This is a genomic window from Spongiactinospora rosea (assembly GCF_003315795.1).
GTDB lineage: Bacteria > Actinomycetota > Actinomycetes > Streptosporangiales > Streptosporangiaceae > Spongiactinospora > Spongiactinospora rosea.
Genome location: NZ_QMEY01000010.1, coordinates 31753 through 51788, shown reverse-complemented (window position 1 = coordinate 51788; position 20036 = coordinate 31753). Strand labels below are relative to the sequence as shown.

The 20036-nt window shown below is 71.9% G+C and carries 19 protein-coding genes; 5 read left to right on the top strand and 14 right to left on the bottom strand.

Annotated elements, in window-relative coordinates:
- Nucleotides 1–52 precede the first annotated feature (52 nt).
- The 10 genes from DP939_RS22755 to DP939_RS22710 form a co-directional block, all read right to left on the bottom strand.
- The gene (locus DP939_RS22755; protein WP_113982794.1) at nucleotides 53–1681 is read right to left on the bottom strand and encodes a dipeptide ABC transporter ATP-binding protein; all 1629 of its coding nucleotides are present in this window, start codon (nucleotides 1679–1681) and stop codon (nucleotides 53–55) included.
- Nucleotides 1678–2469, bottom strand: a complete 792-nt coding sequence (locus tag DP939_RS22750) for an ABC transporter permease (RefSeq protein ID WP_113982793.1) — start codon at nucleotides 2467–2469, stop codon at nucleotides 1678–1680. Before DP939_RS22750 ends, DP939_RS22755 begins: the two co-directional genes overlap by 4 nt.
- Nucleotides 2466–3371: an ABC transporter permease gene (locus tag DP939_RS22745; protein ID WP_113982792.1), complete on the bottom strand. Its 906-nt coding sequence runs from the start codon at nucleotides 3369–3371 to the stop codon at nucleotides 2466–2468. Before DP939_RS22745 ends, DP939_RS22750 begins: the two co-directional genes overlap by 4 nt.
- Nucleotides 3368–4975: an ABC transporter substrate-binding protein gene (locus tag DP939_RS22740; RefSeq protein ID WP_225878431.1), complete on the bottom strand. Its 1608-nt coding sequence runs from the start codon at nucleotides 4973–4975 to the stop codon at nucleotides 3368–3370. Before DP939_RS22740 ends, DP939_RS22745 begins: the two co-directional genes overlap by 4 nt.
- On the bottom strand, nucleotides 4972–6096 hold the full coding sequence (locus DP939_RS22735) for an LLM class flavin-dependent oxidoreductase (protein WP_113982790.1): 1125 nt from the start codon (nucleotides 6094–6096) through the stop codon (nucleotides 4972–4974). Before DP939_RS22735 ends, DP939_RS22740 begins: the two co-directional genes overlap by 4 nt.
- Nucleotides 6093–7124 carry an LLM class flavin-dependent oxidoreductase gene (locus DP939_RS22730; protein WP_113982789.1) on the bottom strand — a complete coding sequence of 344 codons (1032 nt, stop codon included), beginning with the start codon at nucleotides 7122–7124 and terminating at the stop codon, nucleotides 6093–6095. Before DP939_RS22730 ends, DP939_RS22735 begins: the two co-directional genes overlap by 4 nt.
- Nucleotides 7121–8242 carry an LLM class flavin-dependent oxidoreductase gene (locus DP939_RS22725; RefSeq protein ID WP_113982788.1) on the bottom strand — a complete coding sequence of 374 codons (1122 nt, stop codon included), beginning with the start codon at nucleotides 8240–8242 and terminating at the stop codon, nucleotides 7121–7123. Before DP939_RS22725 ends, DP939_RS22730 begins: the two co-directional genes overlap by 4 nt.
- On the bottom strand, nucleotides 8239–9558 hold the full coding sequence (locus tag DP939_RS22720) for an NtaA/DmoA family FMN-dependent monooxygenase (protein ID WP_113982787.1): 1320 nt from the start codon (nucleotides 9556–9558) through the stop codon (nucleotides 8239–8241). The genes DP939_RS22725 and DP939_RS22720 overlap by 4 nt, the downstream gene beginning before the upstream one ends.
- Nucleotides 9555–10481, bottom strand: coding sequence for a glutathione S-transferase C-terminal domain-containing protein (locus tag DP939_RS22715; protein WP_113982786.1), 927 nt, complete (start codon nucleotides 10479–10481; stop codon nucleotides 9555–9557). The genes DP939_RS22720 and DP939_RS22715 overlap by 4 nt, the downstream gene beginning before the upstream one ends.
- 342 nt (nucleotides 10482–10823) lie before the next feature.
- The gene (locus tag DP939_RS22710) at nucleotides 10824–11201 is read right to left on the bottom strand and encodes a VOC family protein (RefSeq protein WP_113982785.1); all 378 of its coding nucleotides are present in this window, start codon (nucleotides 11199–11201) and stop codon (nucleotides 10824–10826) included.
- Between the two features lie 89 nt (nucleotides 11202–11290).
- Between DP939_RS22710 and DP939_RS22705 the strand changes: the two genes are divergently transcribed.
- Together DP939_RS22705 and DP939_RS22700 are read left to right on the top strand one after the other, a co-directional pair.
- Nucleotides 11291–11491, top strand: a complete 201-nt coding sequence (locus DP939_RS22705; RefSeq protein WP_113982784.1) for a hypothetical protein — start codon at nucleotides 11291–11293, stop codon at nucleotides 11489–11491.
- Nucleotides 11492–11499: 8 nt separating this feature from the next.
- Nucleotides 11500–11841: a DUF5713 family protein gene (locus DP939_RS22700; RefSeq protein ID WP_113982783.1), complete on the top strand. Its 342-nt coding sequence runs from the start codon at nucleotides 11500–11502 to the stop codon at nucleotides 11839–11841.
- A 24-nt stretch (nucleotides 11842–11865) separates the two neighbouring features.
- Here DP939_RS22700 and DP939_RS22695 read toward each other — a convergent pair whose 3' ends face one another.
- A complete protein-coding gene (locus DP939_RS22695; protein ID WP_113982782.1) occupies nucleotides 11866–12153 on the bottom strand; it encodes a hypothetical protein in 288 nt (95 codons plus the stop codon).
- Between the two features lie 290 nt (nucleotides 12154–12443).
- Here DP939_RS22695 and DP939_RS22690 point away from each other — a divergent pair, with 290 nt between their 5' ends.
- The 3 genes from DP939_RS22690 to DP939_RS22680 all read left to right on the top strand — a co-directional run bounded on the left by DP939_RS22690 (nucleotide 12444) and on the right by DP939_RS22680 (nucleotide 17019).
- Entirely contained in the window at nucleotides 12444–13244 is an 801-nt protein-coding gene (locus DP939_RS22690) for an NPP1 family protein (protein ID WP_113982781.1), read from the top strand.
- A gap of 269 nt (nucleotides 13245–13513) precedes the next feature.
- Nucleotides 13514–14305, top strand: a complete 792-nt coding sequence (locus DP939_RS46265) for a hypothetical protein (protein WP_158578656.1) — start codon at nucleotides 13514–13516, stop codon at nucleotides 14303–14305.
- Complete coding sequence (locus tag DP939_RS22680; RefSeq protein WP_113982779.1) at nucleotides 14245–17019, top strand: outer membrane protein assembly factor BamB family protein; 2775 nt, start codon at nucleotides 14245–14247, stop codon at nucleotides 17017–17019. The genes DP939_RS46265 and DP939_RS22680 overlap by 61 nt, the downstream gene beginning before the upstream one ends.
- Here DP939_RS22680 and DP939_RS22675 read toward each other — a convergent pair.
- Genes DP939_RS22675 through DP939_RS22665 form a run of 3 tightly spaced genes read right to left on the bottom strand, consistent with a single transcriptional unit; the run spans nucleotide 17016 to nucleotide 20002 of the window.
- Nucleotides 17016–17744: a phytanoyl-CoA dioxygenase family protein gene (locus DP939_RS22675; RefSeq protein WP_113982778.1), complete on the bottom strand. Its 729-nt coding sequence runs from the start codon at nucleotides 17742–17744 to the stop codon at nucleotides 17016–17018. The two genes, DP939_RS22680 and DP939_RS22675, sit on opposite strands and share 4 nt — an antisense overlap.
- Before the next feature lie 42 nt (nucleotides 17745–17786).
- Complete coding sequence (locus DP939_RS22670; protein ID WP_113982777.1) at nucleotides 17787–19331, bottom strand: aldehyde dehydrogenase family protein; 1545 nt, start codon at nucleotides 19329–19331, stop codon at nucleotides 17787–17789.
- Between the two features lie 29 nt (nucleotides 19332–19360).
- Nucleotides 19361–20002 (bottom strand): GntR family transcriptional regulator, encoded by a 642-nt coding sequence (locus DP939_RS22665; protein ID WP_225878430.1) that lies wholly within the window; start codon nucleotides 20000–20002, stop codon nucleotides 19361–19363.
- Nucleotides 20003–20036 lie beyond the last annotated feature (34 nt).

Genomic DNA, 20036 nt, shown 5'->3' with positions numbered 1-20036 from the left:
AGTCGCTGTCACCAGCACCCGGACCGGACCTACAGCCAGGGGTACCAGGCCACTACAGCCAGTCGTCGGGCGGGCGCGGCACCGAGGCGACCAGGGTGCGCGTGTAGGGGTGCCGGGGCCGGGCGAACACCTCCCCGACGTCGCCCTCCTCCACCACCCGGCCGTCCTTCATGACCAGCACCCGGTCGGCGATGTGGTGGACCACGCCCAGGTCGTGCGAGATGAACACCAGGGCGGTGCCGTACTCGGCCTGGATGTCGCCGAGCAGGTCGAGCACCTGGGCCTGGATGGAGACGTCCAGCGCGGAGACCGGCTCGTCGCAGACGAGCACGTCGGGGCGGGGGCCGAGGGCGCGGGCGATGGCGACCCGCTGGCGCTGCCCGCCGGACAGCTCGCGCGGGCGGCGGCGGGCCGTCTCCGGCGGCAGGCCGACGCGGGCCAGCAGGTCCAGCACCCGGGCCCGGCGCTCGGCGGCGGGCAGCCGCAGCGGCTCGGCGATCAGCCGGCCGACGTCGTGCCGGGGGTCGAAGGAGTCGAGCGGGTTCTGGGAGATGAGCTGGATCTTGGGCCGCAGCGGGCGGCGGACCCGCTCGGGCACCCGGCTCCACTGCCGCCGGTGCAGGGTGACCTCGCCCGCGTCGGGTTCGAGCAGGCCCAGCGCGAGCCGGGCCAGGGTGGTCTTGCCTGACCCGGACTCACCGACGACGCCCAGCGTCTCGCCCGCGTGCAGGGTGAAGCCGATGTCGTCCACGACCCGGCGGCGGCCGTAGGAACGGACCAGCCCGGTACCGGCCAGGACCCGCGCCTGCGGGAGCGGCGTGGCGCGCGGGCGCGGCTCGCCGGTGGTCAGCCGGGTGCCCCGGGACGCGGCGGACGGCACCGCCGCCAGCAGCGCCCTGGTGTACTCGTGCGCGGGCGCGGTCAGCACCTGCGCGGCCGGTCCCTCCTCCACGAACCGGCCCTCCCGCATGACCAGGATGCGGTCCGCGATCGAGGCGACGACCGCCAGGTCATGGCTGACCAGCAGCAGCGCCGTGCCTTCGGCCTTGCGCGCGGCCAGCAGCGCGAGGATCTGGGCCTGCACGGTGACGTCGAGCGCGGTGGTGGGCTCGTCGGCGATGATCAGCGCGGGGTCGGCGGCGATGGCGGAGGCGATCAGCGCCCGCTGCCGCAGCCCGCCGGACAGCTCGTGGGGGCGCTGTTTCGCGCGCAGCGCCGGTTCGGGCACGCCCACCGCCTCCAGGAGCTCCAGCACCCGGGCCGCGCGCCGGTCGCGCGGCACGACGTCGTGCACGGCCAGTACCTCGCCGATCTCGGCCCCCACGGTACGCAGCGGGTCGAGCGACACCAGCGCGTCCTGGAGGACCAGCCCGGCGAACCCGCCGCGCAGCCGCCGCCACTGCGCCGGGCCGAAGCCGAGCGCGTCCCGCCCGTTGACCTGGAACTCCTTCGCGCGCACGACCGAACCCGGCCCGGTCAGCCCGAGCAGCGTGCGCGCGGTGACGCTCTTGCCCGACCCGGACTCCCCCACGATCGCCACGCACTCCCCCGGGGCCACCGACAGCGACACCCCGCGCACGACCTCCTCGCCATCCTCGCCGCCGAAGCCCACCCGCAGGTCCGTGACGGCCAGCAGGGTGGCCGTGGACTCCGCGGGCTTCGCCGCCGCGTACGTGGTCATGGCGTCCTCCCCTCGAAGCGACGTTGCAGCCGCCGCCCGACGACGGTCAGGCAGACGACGGTCAGCGTGATCGCCACCCCCGGGAACAGCGCCTCCCACCAGGCCACCCGCAGGTAGTTGCGGGCCTCGGCGAGCATCGCGCCCCACTCGGCGGCGGGCGGCTGCGGCCCCATGCCGAGGAAGCTGAGCCCGGATCCGGCGATCACCGCCTGGCCCAGGCCGATGGTGGCCAGCACCGGGATCGGCCCGAGGACGTTGGGCAGTACGTGCCGGGCGGTGATCGCCCAGCGCGAGCGGCCGAAGGTGAGCGCCTGCTCGACGTACCCGGCCCGGCGTACGACGAAGGTCTGCGCGCGGATCACCCGGGCGTAGTTGGGGAGCTGCGCGGCGGCGATGGCGAAGATGACGTTGCCGGTGCCGGGGCCGGTGATCGCCACGATGAGCAGCGCGAGCAGGAGTTCCGGCAGGGTGGACAGCACGTCGAAGGCGCGGGCCAGGGCCTCGTCCAGCCACTTCGGCGACAGCCCGGCGGCCAGGCCGAGCAGCACGCCGCAGGAGACCGCGAGGACGGTGACGGCGACGCCGATGCTGACCGAGTGCCGGGCCCCGTGGATCACCCGCGCCAGCACGTCCCGGCCCAGGTGGTCGGTGCCGAGCAGGCCGCCGCCGCCCGGCGGGGCCAGCGCGCCCGCGGGGTCGGCGGCCAGCGGGTCGGCCACGGCCACCAGTCCGGGCGCGGCCACCGCCACGGCGAGCAGCACCAGAAAGGCGACAGGAACGTACCTCATGCGCGGATCCGGGGGTCGATGAGCCGGTAGGCCACGTCCAGCAGGGTGCTGATGGTCACGTACACCACGGCCGACAGCAGCACGACGGCCATCACGACCGGCATGTCCTGGCCGGTCACCGCCTGCATGGCGACCTGGCCGAGCCCCGGGCGGCCGAACAGCACCTCGGTGATCACCGCGCCGCCGAGCAGCGTCCCGGTGAACCAGCCCGCCAGCGTCACGGCGGGGATCAGCGCGTGCCGCAGCGCGTGCCGGGCGATCAGCGCCCGCTCGGTGAGCCCGCGGGCCCTGGCGGTGACCGCGAACGGCTGTTCCAGCGCGTGTTCCAGCCCGCCCCGCAGCACCTGGCCGAGCACGCCCGCGATCGGCAGGCCGAGCGCGAGCGCGGGCAGCACCAGCGCGGCCGGTCCCTGCGCGCCGGAGACCGGGAACCAGCCGAGGGTGAAGGAGAACACCGACAGCAGCACCAGCCCGATCAGGAACGGCGGCACCGAGACCGACACCAGTTCGGCGGCGGAGGCGGCCCCGCGCAGCCACCGGCCGCGCCCGGCGGTGCCGACCGCGATGACGGCGGCCAGCACCACCCCGGTGGCCGCCGCCGCCAGCGTGAGCTGCGCGGTCGGCCCGAGCTGGGTGGCCAGGACCTCGCCCACCCCGCGCTGCAACCGGTAGGAGCGGCCGAGGTCGCCGTGCAGCAGCCGCCACAGGTACGCGAGGTACTGGACGATCTCCGGCCGGTCCAGCCCCCACTCGGCGATGATCCCCGCCCGGATCTCCGGGGTGTCCGCGCCGTCGCCGATCAGGATGTCCACCGTGTCGCCGGGCGCGAACAGCAGCGCCAGGTAGGACGCGGTGGCGGCGGCCCAGAGCACGACCAGGCCGGTGCCGAGACGCTTGATCACGTGCCGATCCGGACGTCGTAGGCGCTCGCGGGCGTGCCGGAGGCCGGGTCGAAGCCGAGCCCCTGCACGCTGCGCTGCGCCGCGACCTGGTCGGCGGGCACGTACAGCGGGAACAGGATCGCTTTGTCCAGCACGACCTTGCGCTGCACCTTGGTGTACAGCGCCTTGCGCTCGGCGGCGTCGGACGTGGCCGACGCGGCGCGCAGCCACTTGTCCACCTGCGGGTCGGCGTACCCGCTCCGGTTGATCGCGCCGTCGCTCGGCAGGATCAGGTTGAGCGCCGCGCCCACGTCGGAGTCGCCGCGGGAGTTGCCGAACAGCTCGTACTCGCCCTCGTCGAGGGCCTTCTGGGCCGAGCCCTGGTCCACGGTCCTGATCTGGAAGTCGATCCCGGCGTTCTGCTTGACCTGGGCCTGCACGGCCTGGGCGAGGACGTCCCTGCGGTCGCGGACGTACGGGGCGGAGGCCACCTCGCGCACGGTCAGCCGCTTGCCGTCCTTGACCCGGAAGCCCTCGGAGTCGCGGGCCTTCCAGCCGGCCGCGTCGAGCAGCGCGTTGGCCTTGGCCACGTCGCCGCCGTAGGCGCCCTTCAGGGTCTCGTCGTAGAACGGGCTCTTGTCGCCGACGACGCTCCACGCCCGGGTGGCGGTGCCCTGGTAGACCGACTTCAGCACCGAGTCCACGTCCACGGCCGCGCGGAACGCCTCGCGCACCCGCTGGTCATCGAACGGCGGGCGGGTGGTGTTGAAGTAGTAGGAGTAGGCGGTGCCCGCGTTCAGGCTGGTCAGCAGGGCCAGACCGGGATTCTCCTTGATCAGGGCGGTCTCGGTGGCCGGTACGCCCTCGATGACCTGCACCTGGCCGGAGGTGAGCGCGCCGACCCTGACCGCGGCCTCGGGCAGGAAGCGGTAGGTGATCTCCGCCAGGTGCGCCGGGCCCTGGTGCGCCGCGCCCGCGGGGGGCCAGGCGTAGCCGGGGTTGCGGCGGTAGTGGATCTCCTGGCCCTGGACGTACCGGTCCAGGATGAACGGCCCGGTGCCCACCAGGTCAGGCCCGCCGAACTTCACGTCCTTGGCGCCCTTCAGCGACTTCGGCGACACCTGCCCGGCGTACGGGGAGGCGAGGAAGTCCAGGAACAGCGCGTCCGGCTTCTTCAGCGTGATCTTGACGGTGGCCGGCGCGACGACCTCCGCCCGGTCGAACGCCTTGAGCTGGATCGCGACCACCTGCGGGTTGTAGCCCGGCACCCGGAACTGGTCGAGGTTGGCCTTGACCGCCGCGGCGTCGAACTTCGTGCCGTCGTGGAAGGTGACGTCGTCGCGGAGGTGCAGGGTGTAGGTCAGCCCGTCGCCGGAGACCTTCCAGGACTTGGCCAGCCACGGCTTGAAGGAGCCGTCCTCGGCGCGCGAGACCAGCGCGTCGAACTGGTTGAACACCAGCAGCCTGGCCTTGTTCTGGGACCACTGCTGCGGGTTGAGCGTGACCGGCTGCGTCTCGATCGCCCAGGTCAGCGAGCTGCCCTGGGTGCTTTGACCGGCCGTTTGGGGCTGCCCGCCGCACGCGGCCAGGGCGAACACGAGCAGCAGAGGGGTCAGGCGTCTCACGGGCGGTTCCATGCCTCGGCGAGCAGCTCGTAGGAGCGCACCCGGTCCTGGTGGTCGTGGGTGATGGTGGTGACGAGCAGTTCGTCGGCCCCGGTCACCCGGCGTAGCACCCGTAGCCGCCCGGCGACCTGCTCGGGGGTGCCGACGAAGCGGGTGTCCACGCGGTCCTTGACGAGTTCGAGGTCTTCGGCGGTCCAGACGTGCGCGTCGGCCTCGGCCGGGGTCGGGTACGGCATCGCGCCCGCGCCCGTGCGGATGCTGCGCACCCACAGGTCGTAGCCCTTGGCCAGTTCGCGGGCGCGGTCCTCGTCGTCGGCCACCACGACGTCGGCCGACACGATCACGTACGGCTCGGCCAGGGCCTCCGACGGCTTGAACGCCGCCCGGTAGGCCGCCACCGCCTCCAGCACGTTAGACGGGCTGACGTGGTAGTTGGCCGCGAACGGCAGGCCGCGCTCCCCCGCGACCTGCGCGCTCTGGCCACCGCTGCTGCCCAGGATCCACACCCGCAGCCGGGCCCCCTCGCCGGGCACGGCGGGCACCTCGTGCGTGCCCGCGAGCAGCGCGAGCACGTCGTCGATCTGGCCCGCGAAGTCGGGGGTCTGCGCGCCCGGCTGCTGGAGGAACGACGCCTGGTGCGCGAAGTGCGGATGCTTGACGAGCTTGGCGAAGTCGAACGGCGGCGGGATCAGCAGGCCGTCCACGACCTGGGCGGACCGCTTCTCGGCGAGCTCCGCGGGCTCGGCGGGCTCGGCGGATTTGGCGGCCGCCGCGGCTATCTCGCCGCGGCGCTGCCCTGAGCGGCCGATGCCGAGGTCGATCCGGTCCGGATACAGCGCGTCGACCACGCCGAACGACTCGACCACCGACAGCGGCGTCTGATGCCCTAATTGGACGGCCCCGGACCCGACCCTGATCGTGGCGGTGGCCGCCGCGACCAGGCCGATCAGCACGGCCGGGGCCGAACTCGCCACGCCCCGGGCGAAGTGGTGCTCGGCCAGCCAGTAGCGGCGGTAGCCGAACCGCTCGGCCTGCCGGGCGAGGTCGATCGTCTCGTGCAGCGCTTCGGCCGCCGTGTGCCCCGACTTGATCGGGGCCAGATCCAGGATGGACAGCGTCATGAGGCTCCTCCGAGCGGACGGCTGGGGATCTCCGCCCGCAGGACGGGGGCGATCTCGGACTGGAACAGTTCCAGGGACTCGCGGTGCTTGGCGGGGGCGAGTCCGTCGGCGTCGGCGTGCAGGTGCATGACCTCGTGGCCGAACCGCTTGTGGTAGCGCAGGACCTTGTCGATGACCTGCTGCGGGCTGCCGACCAGGATCGAGCTGCGCTCGATGGCGTCCTCCAGCGTGGGGAAGACCACCGGCACGTCGAACTTCCGCAGGAACGCCGTGCGGGCGTCGAAGATCGGCCGGTAGGTCTCGATGGCCTGCTGGGAGGTCTTGGCCGCGTAGTAACCGGCGGTACCGGCTCCGACCAGCGCGTCGCGCGGGTCGTGGCCGTAGTGCGCCCAGCGTTCGCGGTAGTGGTCGACCAGCTCGGCGTACGGCTCGATGGGGTTGGTGACGTTGGCGGAGAACAGCGGGTCGCCGTAGCGGGCCGCGAGGTCCACCGACTCCTTGCTGGTGGCGCTGCCGTGCCAGACCCGGATCGGGCGTTGCAGCGGGCGCGGCCAGGTCTCGGCGTCGGTGAGCGAGGGCCGGAACCGGCCCTCCCAGGTGACCTTGTCCTCCCGCCACAGGCGGCGGAACAGCTCGTAGGACTCGCGGTTGCGGTCCCACTGGTCGTCGGCGGTGACGTGGAACAGCTTGGCCTGCGCGGCCCCGTTGCCCTTGCCGATGATCAGCTCCAGCCGGCCCTCGGACAGGTGGTCCAGGGTGGCGTAGTCCTCGTAGGCGCGTACCGGGTCCAGCAGGCTCAGCGTGGTGACCGCGGTGAACAGCCGGATCCTGGTGGTCTTGGCGGCGATGTGGCTGAGCACGACCGGGGGCGAGGAGGAGATGAACGGCCGCTCGTGGCGCTCGCCCACGCCGAACCCGTCGAAGCCGAGCTCTTCGGCGAGCACCGCGTTGGCGACGACCTCGCGGAAGCGTTCGGTGGGTGACCGGTCGTCACTGTGCGCGATCAGGGTGATGGCCAGAAATCTCATCGAACCTCCGCGTATCGGCTGACCGGCCGCGGGAGGCCGAGCAGCCCGCGAAGGGTGTCGGACTCATACTCGCAGCGAAACGCCCCGCGGTCGCGCAGTTCGGCGGTGAGTCCCCGGGTGATCTCCCGCAGGTCGTACGGCAGGGCCCCCGGCCGCAGCCGGAAGCCCTGGACGCCCGCCCGCCGCCACTCCAGCAGCAGATCGGCCAGCTCGGTGACGGTGCCGGTGACCACGGCGGCGTCAAAGGCCGGTTCGGCCCCGGCCAGTTCGTCGAGCCGGGCCTTGCGCCGGTACGCGTCCTCGCCCGCGAAGACCAGCAGGTCGGCGAAGATCTTCAGGTCCGGGGACAGCTCCCTGATCTCCGTCACGACGGCCCTGGCCTCCTCGGCGGAGCGCGGCGTGACGAAAACGACGTCGGCCCCGGCCGCGGCGAACTCGTACGACACCCGGGAGTCGGCCAGGGTGGTCACCACCGGCTGCCCCTGCGGCGAGCGCGGCGTGATCGACGGGCCCTTGACCGAGAAGAACCGCCCGGCGAAGTCGATGTAGTGGAGCTTGCCGCGGTCGATGAACCGGCCGGTGGCCGTGTCGCGGATCTCGGCGTCGTCCTCCCAGCTGTCCCAGAGCCGCCTGGCCACCTCCACGGCGTCGGTCGCCTCGGCGTACAGGTCCCGGTAGCCGGGCAGCGGCCTGCGGCCGAGGTGCCCGGCCTCGAAGGAACGCGGCGAGACCTTCACCTGCCACCCGGCCCGGCCGCCGCTGACGTGGTCGAGGGTGGCGATGCCGAGGGCGACGTGGAACGGTTCGGTGTGGGTGGTGGTGGCGGTGGGCACCAGCCCGATCCGGCCGGCCGGCGGGGCCAGCCGGGCGGCCAGCAGTACCGCGTCGAACCGGCCGCGCACCTGGTCGATGCGATCGTCGGGGGCGTCGGGCAGGGTGGACTGCAACCCTAGATCGTCCTCGATGGTGACGAAGTCGAGCAGTCCGCGTTCGGCCTCGGCGACCAGTCCGGCCCAGTAGCGCGGCGAGAAGATCGCCTCCGGCGCGGCGGGCGGCTCGCGCCACGCGGCCGGATGCCAGCCCGCGCCATCGAGGGCCACCGCGAGGTGCAACGTCATGCCGGCTCCAGGTGTTCGCGAAGGGTGGTGCCGGTGTAGTCGGCGCGGAAGGCGCCGCGCTCCTGGAGCAGCGGCACGACCCGGTCCACGAACTCGTCCAGGCCGCCGGGCGTCAGGTGCGGCACCAGGATGAACCCGTCGGCGGCCTCGGCCTGCACGTACTCGTCGATCTTCTGGGCCACGGCCTGCGGGGTGCCGACGAAGTTCTGGCGTCCGGTCACCTCGATGACCAGTTCGCGGATCGTCAGCCGCTTCTCGTCGGCCAGCGCCCGCCACTTGGCGGCCACCGCGGCGCGGTCCCCGAGCTGGGTGCGGCCCTGGCTGACGCCCCCCGACAGGTCCGGCTCGACGTCCGGCAGCGGGCCGTCCGGGTCATAGGCCGACATGTCCCGGCCCCAGACCTGCTCAAGGAACGCGATGGCGGTCTGCGGCCCGACCTGTTTCCGGCGGATCTCGGCGGCGTTCTCGGCGGCCTCCTCCTCGGTGTCGCCGAGCGCGAAGGTCACGCCTGGCATGATCTTCAGCTGGTGCGGCTTCCTGCCGTACTTCGCCAGGCGGCGCTTGACGTCGGCGTAGAAGCGCCGGCCGTCCTCCAGCGTGCCATGCGGGGTGAAGATCACGTCAGCGGACGAGGCGGCGAACTCGCGGCCCTCGTCGGAGTCGCCCGCCTGGATGATCACCGGGTGGCCCTGCGGCGGGCGCGGCACGGTGGCCCGGCCCTCGATCGTGAACTGCGCGCCCTCGTGCCGGACCGTGCCGATCGCGCCCTCCCGGACGAACCGCCCGGCCGCCCGGTCGGCGACGATCGCGTCCGGGTGCCAGGAGTCCCACAGCTCGCGCGACAGCCGGACGAACTCGGCGGCCCGCTCGTAGCGGTCGGCGCGGTCCAGGTAGCCGCCGCGCCGGAAGTTCTCGCCGGTGAAGGCGTCGGAGGTGGTCACCACGTTCCACCCGGCGCGGCCCTCGCTGAGGTGGTCCAGGGTGGCCACCCGGCGGGCCAGCTCGTAGGGCTCGTTGAAGGTGGCGTTGACCGTGCCGGCCAGGCCGAGCCGGCCGGTCACCGCGGCCAGCGCGCTGAGCACGGTGAGCGATTCGGGGCGGCCGACCACGTCCAGATCGTGGATGCGGCCCTTCAGCTCGCGCAGCCGCAGCCCCTCGGCCAGGAAGAAGAAGTCGAACTTGCCGCGCTCGGCGGTCTGTGCCAGATGGACGAACGAGGCGAAGTCGATCTGACTGCCCGAGCGTGGGTCGTTCCAGACGGTGGTGTTGTTCACGCCGGGGAAGTGGGCCGCCAGGTGGACCCGCCTGCGGCTCATCGGCCCCGTCCGTGCGCGGCTTCCCAGGTGGCGGGCAGCCCTTCGATCGTCTCCCGGAACGCCGGGCGCTGGTACAGGTCGCGGGCGTACGGCCACAGGTACTCGAAGTCGGTCAGCTCCCGCTCGCTCACCAGGTGGTCGCGGTTGTACTCGGAGTCGAACCTGGCCAGCGTCACCCACAGCCGTACGTCGGCCTCGGTGACCGTGTCCCCGGTCAGGAACCGCTGCTCGGACAGTTGCTCGTCCAGCCGTTCCAGGGCGGCGACCACCCGGTGCCGCTCGCGTTCCCGCTCGACCTCCACGGTGGCCCTGGCCACGCGGGTGACGCCGGTGTTGACGTCGTCGTAGATCCAGCGGTTCAGCTCGTCGATCCGGGTGCGCAGCGGCACGGGGTAGAGGTCGGCGTCGGTACCGGCCCACCGCTCGAACTTGGTCGCCAGGTCGATGGTGATGTCCGGGAAGTCGTTGCTGACGATGAGGCCGGTCTGCCGGTCCCACAGCACCGGCACCGAGATGTGCCCGCCGTACCCCTTCTCGGTGGCCTCGTACGCCTGCTCAAGCAGGGTGAAGCCGTTGACCGGGTCGGCGCCGCGGCGCTCCCGGAAGGCCCAGCCCCGGCCGTCGCGCTCGTCGTCCACGTAGGAGAGGGAGACGACGTGCTCCAGGCCCTTCAGCTTGCGGACGATCGCGGCGCGCTGGGCGTAGGGGCAGACCCAGGCGGCGTAGATGTGGTAGCGGCCGGGCTCGGCCGGGAAGGGACCACCGGCGCCCTCGGCGGAGATCCGGCCCTGGAAGGGGTAGAGGGGGCGGTTCCAGCCGGGGGACTGGAACAGGCGGCCCTCGCCGTAGTGGCCGTAGGCGGTGTGATCGATGGGGGTGGCGTAGAGCGATGGCTTGGTGGCCGTACGTGCATATGTGGACACAAGTCCTCCCAGGGTGACGAGTCGAAAGGGGCCTCACGGGAGAAGCACGCTCACCCGGCGACCGGGGCGGGCGCCCGGATGGTGCGGGGAGAGCCGGAGGTCGGCGGGGGCACCGGCCACGCCGCGAGCGCGAAAGGGGCGGGAGGCCCGCGGCTACGGGTCCCCGATCAAGGACAGAGAGCGGCGGCGACGTGCCCGAAGTCCACGTGGCGGCACCTGATCAAGGAAAGGCCCTGGCTCATGCTTCGACGCTAAGCCGCGATCTCCAATAAGTCAATATTACCTACTTGATATATCGGAAATAGGTACGCGACCGTGCGGGCCTGTGGTGGAGGGCTCGGGTCAGGTCGCCGCTCGCTCGGCGGCGCTGCGCAGTACGCAGAACTCGTTGCCCTCGGGGTCGGCGAGCACGGCCCAGCCCGTGCCGTCGGGCTTGCGGTGGTCGGCCACGAAGGTCGCGCCGAGGGCCAGCAGGCGATCGACCTCCGCCTCGCGGGTGCTGTCGGGACGCAGGCACAGGTGGATCCGGTTCTTCACCGTCTTGCCCTCGGGCACCTGGTTGAAGTGCAGCACCGGCCCCTCCGGGAGCATGACCAAGGTCTCGTCGTCGCCCGGCCGGTCATCGGGGTGGAGGGGGTGGCCGGTCACCTCGCTCCAGAAGCGGGCGAGTTCGTAGGCGTTCGTGCAGTCGATCGCGACGTTCTGTACTACAGAGACCATGTCTCGATCTTGCCCGACCGTCCCTGCTCCCGGCCACCCGCAACTATCGTCGGCATCGCACGCCCCCCGTCACCGCGAACAGGAGCCTGATGAGCACGCGCCAGCCCACCGGATGGATGAAGAACGTCGCCATCGCGCTGTTCGCGGCCGTCGCCGCGATGCTCATCGCGTGGATCTGGCTGGGCGAATGGCGCTGGGGCGCCACGGCGGGCGTCGTGTTCGTCGTCGCCTTCGTGTTCCTCAGCCTGTCGATCCAGGACCGGGCCCCGGGCGACCAGCGAAAGGACTGAGATCAACGATGACGATCACCAACGAGAAGGTGACCGGGCGCACGTTCCTGCGCGGACTGTACGCGGACCCATACTTCCCCGATCACGTCCTCGACAAGGGCAGTGCGATCCTGGTCGCGCTGTGCGAGCGGATCGAGGCGGAGCGGCCGTCGGACCTGGCGTCCCTGTACGCGCTGACCCAGGCCGCGACGGAGGAGTTCAACCGGCTGGAGGCGGAGTTCGAGGCGGCGGGGAGCGAGATCGAGACCATCGCGCGAGAGGTGATCGCCGAGGACTTCTGGTTCATCGCCACGGCGTACGGATTCACGGATTTCGATGTGGAGGAACTGATCGCCACCCGGGAGTGGTGAGCCGGGAGGGCATGACGCGGGGGTTCAGTCGCCCGGTGTACAGGCCGGGCACGGGAGCGTGGCCAGGACGCCGCCCCGCACGTTGGCGACGTACCTCTGATCGAGGCAGATCCGGCAGGAGATCCCGGCCAGCCGGGGGTCGGACCAGCATCGGTCCTCCCAGACCGGCGGGGGCTCGGCAGGCGCGGCGGGGGCGTTGCCCAGCAAATGGTCGACTCCCCGGCCGGAGCACCGCCCGCAGCGCAGGACGTAGCCGGGCAGGGTGCGGTCCTCGCCGCTCCCGCCGCAGTCGGGGCAACTGCCGCCGCTCATCGGCCGTTCGTCCCTGCACAGGCCAGGGGGCCGCCTCCATGCTCCACGCGCTCACCGTACGCGTGCCCCGCCTCCCGTGTCACCCCCGCTGCGCGCCCGACGGCCGGCGGCCATCGGGCATCGATCGGAAATTCACCACCCGGGCGACCGTCACCCGATGACGAAATGCGGCCCCCGGCGGATGCTGAATGGGGCGCGCGGCCGATGCTCCCCCGATTTCCTCCGGCCACGCGCCCGGATTCCGCCGGAGAACACGTTCCGGGCCGTCGAAGGAAAAGAAAGGGCCGCGAATGACCATCGCTCCGACTCCGGGCCGAACCTGGCCGCGCGCTCTGGCGAGCGCGTTCGGCGCTCTCCTGCTCCTGCTGAGCGTGTCGTCTCCCGCCCGGGCCGACGTCATCCCGAAAATGCCGCAGAACGCGGACGGCCTGGAGCAGACGTTCTCCCCCGCGTACGACTACGACAGGGACGGCTGCTACGCGACGGCGGCCATCACCTCCGGCCGTTACGTCAACCCCGGGCTGCGCCTCGGCGGCGCGGTGAACGGCCACTGCCGCGACCTCGCGCAATTACAGGAATCCAACACCTACGCGCGGGCGAAGTGCAACAACGGCTGGTGCGCGATCATGTACGCCAGCTATTTCGAGAAGGACCAGACGGTGGACGGCTGTAGCACCGAGCCGGGCTGCGGCCACCGGCACGACTTCGAGCACGTCGTGGTGTGGGTGCAGAACAACCAGGTGCAGTACGTCTCCCACTCCGAGCACGACTACTGGGAGACCTACCACCGTTCGAGCGTGCGCTTCGACGCGAGCGGCACGCACCCGAAGGTCGTTTATCACAAGGACGCCCGCAAGACGCACTGCTTCCGCCTGGCCAACGCCAGCGACGAGGCGATCGAGAACCACACCGGCGGGTGGTTCTATCCGCGCCTGGTCGGCTGGAACGGCTATCCCAGTGTGGACTTCCGCAACCAGTTCATCTATCACACCGGCTATGGCCGGGCCACCATCAAGCTCGGCACCGACACCATGAAGAGCCACCTGGCGGCCGCCAAGCCGGGCGGCATCCCCTTCGACCCCTGGGCCTGACCCCATCACCGCCCCGGCCCACACCAGGGCCGGGGTTTCATACGCACCACAATTGGATTAATTGGACAATTCCCAGGCCCGCCGAACATAGAGTCCGCCGAAAACCTGTCCGCCGCGGCCTCGCAGGTATATAGCTAGGCGATAAGGGGTGCCGGCTTCGCGCATTGTTCCTGGGAGGAAGCCTCATGGTCAAAGCGCGCCAAAAACGGCGGACCACATCTAATCGGGCGAATGTGGCGGCCCGCACTCCGGCAGAGGAAACCACACCCATGGCGGGCCGATGGAAGGCCATGCGGGCCTGGCTCGCCGGGCTACTCGGCGCTGTGCTCGTCGCGGCGATCGGCACCGCGTTCACCGTCTGGTTCGAGGCACGCGGCCCCGACGCGGTCGACCGGATCAGCGGACAGCGACCGCTCACGGTCGCCCACGTGGCCGTGGACTACGCCACGCAGCACACCACCCTGCGCAGGCCGGTGACCGATCCCGGAGAACGGGCGGTCCTGCTGGGCGCCGGGTCCGGCTCCAGCCGGGAGGCGATCATGCGGAGCCACGACTGGGCCCCGCTCGGAACGGCGGACGTCACCGTGGTCCTGGCCGGCAACCGCAGCAGCCTGCGCATCATCGACATCACGCCGCGCGTGCTCACCCGCAAGCCGGTCTCGGACGGCGCGCTGTTCGTCTACTCCTCCGAGGGTGTGGCCCAGACCATCGAACTGTCCGCCGACCTGGACGAGCAGGCCCCCCGCTTCACCAACGCCAAGAACCCGGACACCTCCTACTTCAGAAAACAACAGATAGACCTGAAACGGGACGATCCGGTCACGCTGGCCATGTCCATCACGGGATCGGCGGCGTACTACGAGTTCGATCTCCAGGTCACCCTGCTCGCGGACGGCCGGACCGAGAAGATGACGATCGGGGGGCCCGACGGCCGGCCGTTCCGGGTGAGCGGCATCGCCGACCGCTATCGCGCCTACTACGGGATCTCCGCACTGGGCGGATGGCAGCCGCTCTCCCGTACGGCGGCGTGCGCGGAGGTCAAGAAGGCCATGGGGTGCTGACCGTGCTCAGGCCCCGTTCGGTGGCGGTCCTGGCCGCGGTGGTCGTGGCAGCCTCGCCTGCCGTGGCCGGCGATGCTCCGCGGTTCCGGCCGGTGCCCGCCGAGTGGCGGGAGGCGTGGTCGGTACCCGCGGACTTCGACACCGGCACGTCGTTCTCCGACACTCCGCGACACGCCGTGTCCGGCGACGCGTTCGCCGCGGTGACGCGCGAGGGCGGCGTGCGGGTCCATGATCCGCGTACCGGTGAACTGAGGCGCACCGTCCCCGCCGCCCCGGCCCCCATCGAGCCCATCACGGGGGTGTGGATCGCGGCGGACGTCCTGGTCGTGTCGAGAGGGGCACGGGACCGGGCCGACAAGACCGTGGAGGGCCATGACCTGGCCACGGGCGCCGTGCTGTGGCGGCGCGCGATCACCGTGCGCGAGGTGGCGCCGAATGAGGACTACGCGTACCTGGGCTCACCGATCATGGTGACCGAGCGGGGCATCGTGGTGTTCGAGCGGACGGCCGACCCCGCCGCCGCGTACGGCCTCGATCTGCGGACCGGCGCGCCCACCGCACGGACGACGTACGCGCGGGGGTGCGAGATGCGCAGCGCCGCGACCTCGCGATCGGTGCTCCTGCTCAGCCACTGCGCGGGCGGCAGGCTACAGCTCGCCGCACTGGACCCGCGCACCCTGCGCCCCGCCTGGACACGTCCGCTGACCTCGCCCTTCGCGGCGATGGAGGACGCCTATCTCTCCGTCACGACCAACGCGGAGGGGCACATCCGGGTCTGGATCGGGACGAACGACTCCTTCTACGCGGGGGACGGCCACCCGCTGCCCGACGCCAGGGCGGCCACCGGCATGACGGACCCGGACGGCTGGAGCCCACCCCTGTTCACCGGCTCCTACTCCGAGGCGATCCACCGGCGCGAGGACACCCCCCGGAACAGGTGGCCGTTGCCCGCCTATCTGATGTCGCTGGACCCCGGCTCCGGGCGGCTCGGCGGACTGCCCCTGGACGTACCGCACGAGCACGCCATCCTGCTCGGCGCGATCCGGGACATGGCCTTCGTGCACAGCACCGTCCCCGGTGACAGCCGGGTCATCGCCTACAGGCTGGGCTACGGGCCTGCCCGCGGGCCCGCCCGGTTCGGTGGCGTCCCGGCGAGCGCCTGGCCCGCCGCCTGCTCCCTGCTGACCGAACGCGACCTGTCGGTCTTCGCCGAGGGCTACCGCGTGCTGCCCGGCACGGACGATCTCGCCGGTACGACGCCCGCGAAGTGCGACTGGATTCCGCTCACCGACGACGGCGCCGTCATCTCGGTCTCCGTGGAGGCGGTGTCGCCGTCGAGCGCGGGCGCCCGCAAGCTGTTCACCGCCCAGGCCGCGGAGGTCAAGTCGGTGGACGCCTACGATCCCACCACGGAAGGCCCGGGTTTCCTGTCCTACACGGCGGCCCACCCGACCGGGTACTTCGGTGCGACGATCATCAACGTGGGCCCCGTCATCGTCCGGCTCAGCTCCCCGTCACGCTCGGCGGTACGGCTCATCTCGCCGTTGCTACGCGACAATCTGCTCGCACGCTACCGGCCCGGCGTCCGCGCCCCCTCCACCCCGCACCCACGCGGCTGGAACCACCCGGCCGACGCGGTCTTCTATTCCGATCCGGTGGTGGCCCGTGGCGTCGTCCACGCCGCGAGCGACGACGGCACGGTGCACGCGCTGGACGCCGCCACCGGCGCGCCGCGGTGGCGCTTCCGGATCGGCGGCATGAACGCCCGCCACCTGGTGGTGGCCGGGGACACCGTGTTCGCGGCGAACGGTGAGCGGCTGGTCGCGCTGGACGTGGCCACCGGCCGGCTGAAGTGGGGCCGCACCATGGAGGCCGGCACGATCCCGGTGGTCTCGGGTGGCCGCCTCTACCTCTGGGTCAGGTTCACCGAACTGCCGGACGCCGAGCTGGTCGCCCTGGATCGCGCCACCGGCCGGAAGCTGTGGACCTTCCGCCCGCCGGGCGACTTCGCCGCCCCCACGCCGCTGATCGCCGGAACGCTCGTCCATGTCGGCGACCCCGAGGGCACGCTGTACGCGCTGGACCCCCGCACCGGAGCCCGCAGGTGGCGATCGCGGGTCGGCGGACGGCACGACACCATCCATCTGGCACGGACCGGCGACGTGATCTATGCGGCGAGCGAGACCGGCGAGGTGCGCGCGCTGGACGCCGCCACCGGGAAGGTCCGCTGGAGTTCGCGGGTCTTCGGCCCTGTCAATTTCCGTCCCGTGGTGTCCGGCGGAATCGTGTACCTCGCCGACGAGGACGGCACGACGTACGCGCTGGACACCCGCACCGGCAGGCGCCTGTGGAGCTTCCCCGCCATGAGCGGCGAGGACGGAGAAGGGTGGGAGCCCGTGGTGGCCAGGGGCGTCGTGTACGCGGGCGGCGCCGGCGGCCGGCTGCACGCGCTCGACGCGACGACCGGCGCGGAACGCTGGAGCGCCGCCCCGGGCACCGGCTACTCCTCCCACCCCACGGTGGCGGGCGGAACCGTGTACCTGACGGACGCCCAGCGCGTGCTGCACGCCCTGGACACCGCCACCGGTGAGGAGCGGTGGCGTTTCCAGACCGGCGGCGACGTGCAGACCCGGCCCGTCGTCACGACGGACTTCGTGTACGTCGGTGCGTCGAACGGCAACCTCTACGCGCTGCCCACCGCCACCGGCGGTTAGCCCGCCCGAAGAGCGCGGGACAGCGCGTTCGTGCCGTCCGGGGTGACCGGGGTGCTGAGCAGGATGGGGCCCTGGGACATGAAGCGGGGCCGGGTGCCCCGGTGTTCGTCGGCCGCGTGGACGGTCAGCGGGTGGACGAGGTACATGTCGCCAGGCGAGCCCGTCGCGTACGCCAGCGGGCGTTCCTTGGAGGCCGCGTCCAGCAGCGGACCGGCCTCGAAGGGGTCGAGCACCTGGTCGCCGAGCGCCTTGGCGGCGTCGCGGTGGGAGCCTGCCCGGATGCGAGTGGGCGCGTCGTCCGGCCCCACGTCCGACAGCAGTACCAGCAGCAACATTGCCTCCGGCCGCCCGGACACGGCCCACGAGCCGTCGGGCCGGGCGGTGGAGGCGTCGATGTGCCAGCCCCGGTCGTCGACGAGCGACCGGCCGGGGAAGCGGATCGGCATGTTGCCGAGGGCGCCGCGCGGCGACCAGCCGCCGGGACCGGCGATCTCGTCGAGTGCGCTGTACAGCCTCGGGCTGGTCATGATCTGCCCGAAGGGGCCCTCCCCGGTGAGGTCGGCGGTCCACACCACCGGCTCCCGCCAGCCGGACGGGTCGTCGGGCGACAGGCCGATCCGCTGCCACAGCAGCTCCCGCGCGGCGTCGCCGACCTCACGCGGCACGGCCGCCGTCAGCTTGACGAACCCGTCGGTGACGAAACGGTCGATGTCCACGATGGTCATGCGAGCACCCTAGCGAGCGCCGGACCGGACCGGAATCGGTTTTCAGGGCAGGCGGTACTCCAGGTCGGGGTCGACGACGGTGATGTCCATCTGGGCCTTCTGCAGGTGACCGGAGAAGTCCCAGTTCAGCGACTGCCAGCGGGTGAACTGGTCGAGCACCCACATGCCGGACTGGCGGCTGCCGTTGCCGGACTTGCCGTTGCCGCCGAACGGCAGGTGCGCCTCGGCCCCCGACGTGGTGTTGTTGACGCTGACCATGCCCGCGCCGATCCCCCGGCGGAACCGGAAGGCCGCGGCCGGGTCGGTGGTGTAGATCGCCGAGGACAGGCCGTAGCCGGGGGCGTTGGCCAGCTCGATGGCCTCGTCGAGGGTCCGGTAGGAGGTCACGCCGACGATCGGGCCGAAGGTCTCGGTGTCGAACAGCGCGTCGCCCGGCCGTACCCCGGAGACGATCACCGGGTGGTAGTACAGGCCGGTGGCGTCGCCGGTGAAGCCCGCCCGGGGGCGCGCGTCGCCGATCCGGCCGATCGCGGTCGAGCCGTGCACCTCGTGGTGCGTGCCGATCTGGCCGAGCGTCTTCTCGTAGGAGTGGGCGAACTTCTCGTCCAGCAGCGGCCCGTACAGGACGTCGCCGGTCGGGTCGCCGATCACGGCGGCACGGGTGGCCTCGTCGAACCGGCGCAGGAACTCCGGCAGCACCGACTCGTGCACGATCGCGGTGCCCAGGGACGTGCAGCGCTGCCCCGCCGTACCGAAGCCGGAGAACAGCGCGCCCTCCACCGCCTGGTCGAGGTCGGCGTCGGCGGTGACCACCATCGGGTTCTTGCCGCCCAGCTCCAGGCACGGCGACTGGAGGTGGCGCCCGCACAGTTCGCCGATGCGCGCGCCGACCTCCGAGGAGCCGGTGAAGCCGACCTTGTTCACCGTGCCGGCGCCCAGCGCCTCGGTGAGCCCGGCGAAGGTATCCGCGCCGTCGGCGAAGACCAGGTTGAGCACGCCCTCGGGCAGGCCCGCGTGGGCGAACAGCTCGTACAGCGCCTCGGCGGACGCCGCCGAGTACTCGGCGGGCTTCCACACGACCGCGTTGCCGCACAGCAGCGCCGGGACCAGGTACCACGACGGCACCGCGACCGGGAAGTTGCCCGCCGTGATGACGGCGGCCACGCCCACCGGCTGGCGGAAGGTGAACAGTTCCTTGTCCGGCATCTCGGAGGGCACCGTCTGGCCGTACAGCCTGCGGCCCTCGCCCAGGAAGAACGTGCAGGTGTCGATGACCTCCTGCACCTCGCCCCTGGCCTCCTTGAGCGGCTTGCCGATCTCGCGGGTGACCAGCCTGGCCAGCTTCTCGGCGTTGGCGCGGACGAGCTGCCCGGCGTGGGCGATCACCTCGCCGCGCGCGGGGGCGGGCAGGTCGGCCCAGGCCCGCTGGGCCCGCTTGGCGGTGCTCGCCGCGGCGGCGAACCCGGTGGCGTCGCTGAGCTGGACCTCGGCGACGAGTTCGCCGGTGGCGGGGTTCGTCGAGCGGAAGGTCCGCCCGGCGGCGGCCTCACGCTCCCCGGCGATGACGGAACGTACGGTGTGCGACACGCGATCGATCTCCTTATGCGAACCGGTCTTCAGAAGCCGGTGCGGATGCTGTGGGAGCACCCATTGAGGTGGTCTAGCGCGACGGCATGGGCGCGTTCGCCGTCGCGGTCGAGGATGGCCTGGATGACCTCACGCTGATCGAGTACGTGCGGGGCCAGGTCCGGCAGCCGGTCCAGGCGGTGGAACCAGATCCGGATGCTGAGGTTGAGGTACATGGTGAGGGTGTCGGCCAGGAAGGGGTTCTGGGCGGCGTTGAACACGCACCGGTGGATCTTTGCGTCGAACAGCACCAGGCGTTTGAGGTCGGCCCCCGACTCGATCTCTTTGGTGATCTCGTCGGACAGCCGGGCGAGTTTCTCCCGCTGCTGGGCGGTGGCCCGGCGAGCGGCGAGCTGGGCGGCGATGCCCTCCATCGGGACGCGGACCTCGGTCAGCCAGAGGTCGTCGTCGATGTGGATGTCGGCGGCGAACGTGCCGCGTCGTGGAAAGACCGTGACCAGGCGTTCCTGCGCCAGGCGTTTCAGCGCCTCGCGTACCGGGGTGCGGCCGACGCCGAGCTCCGCCATCAGGCGTTCCTCGTCGACGGGCGAGCCCGGCTGGATCCTGGTCGTGACGATCTCATCGCGTATGTAGGCGTATGCCCGTTCGGCCATCAATAAGCCGTCGGTCACTTGCGCCATCCCTGCTCTCCTGGTGTTGACGTAC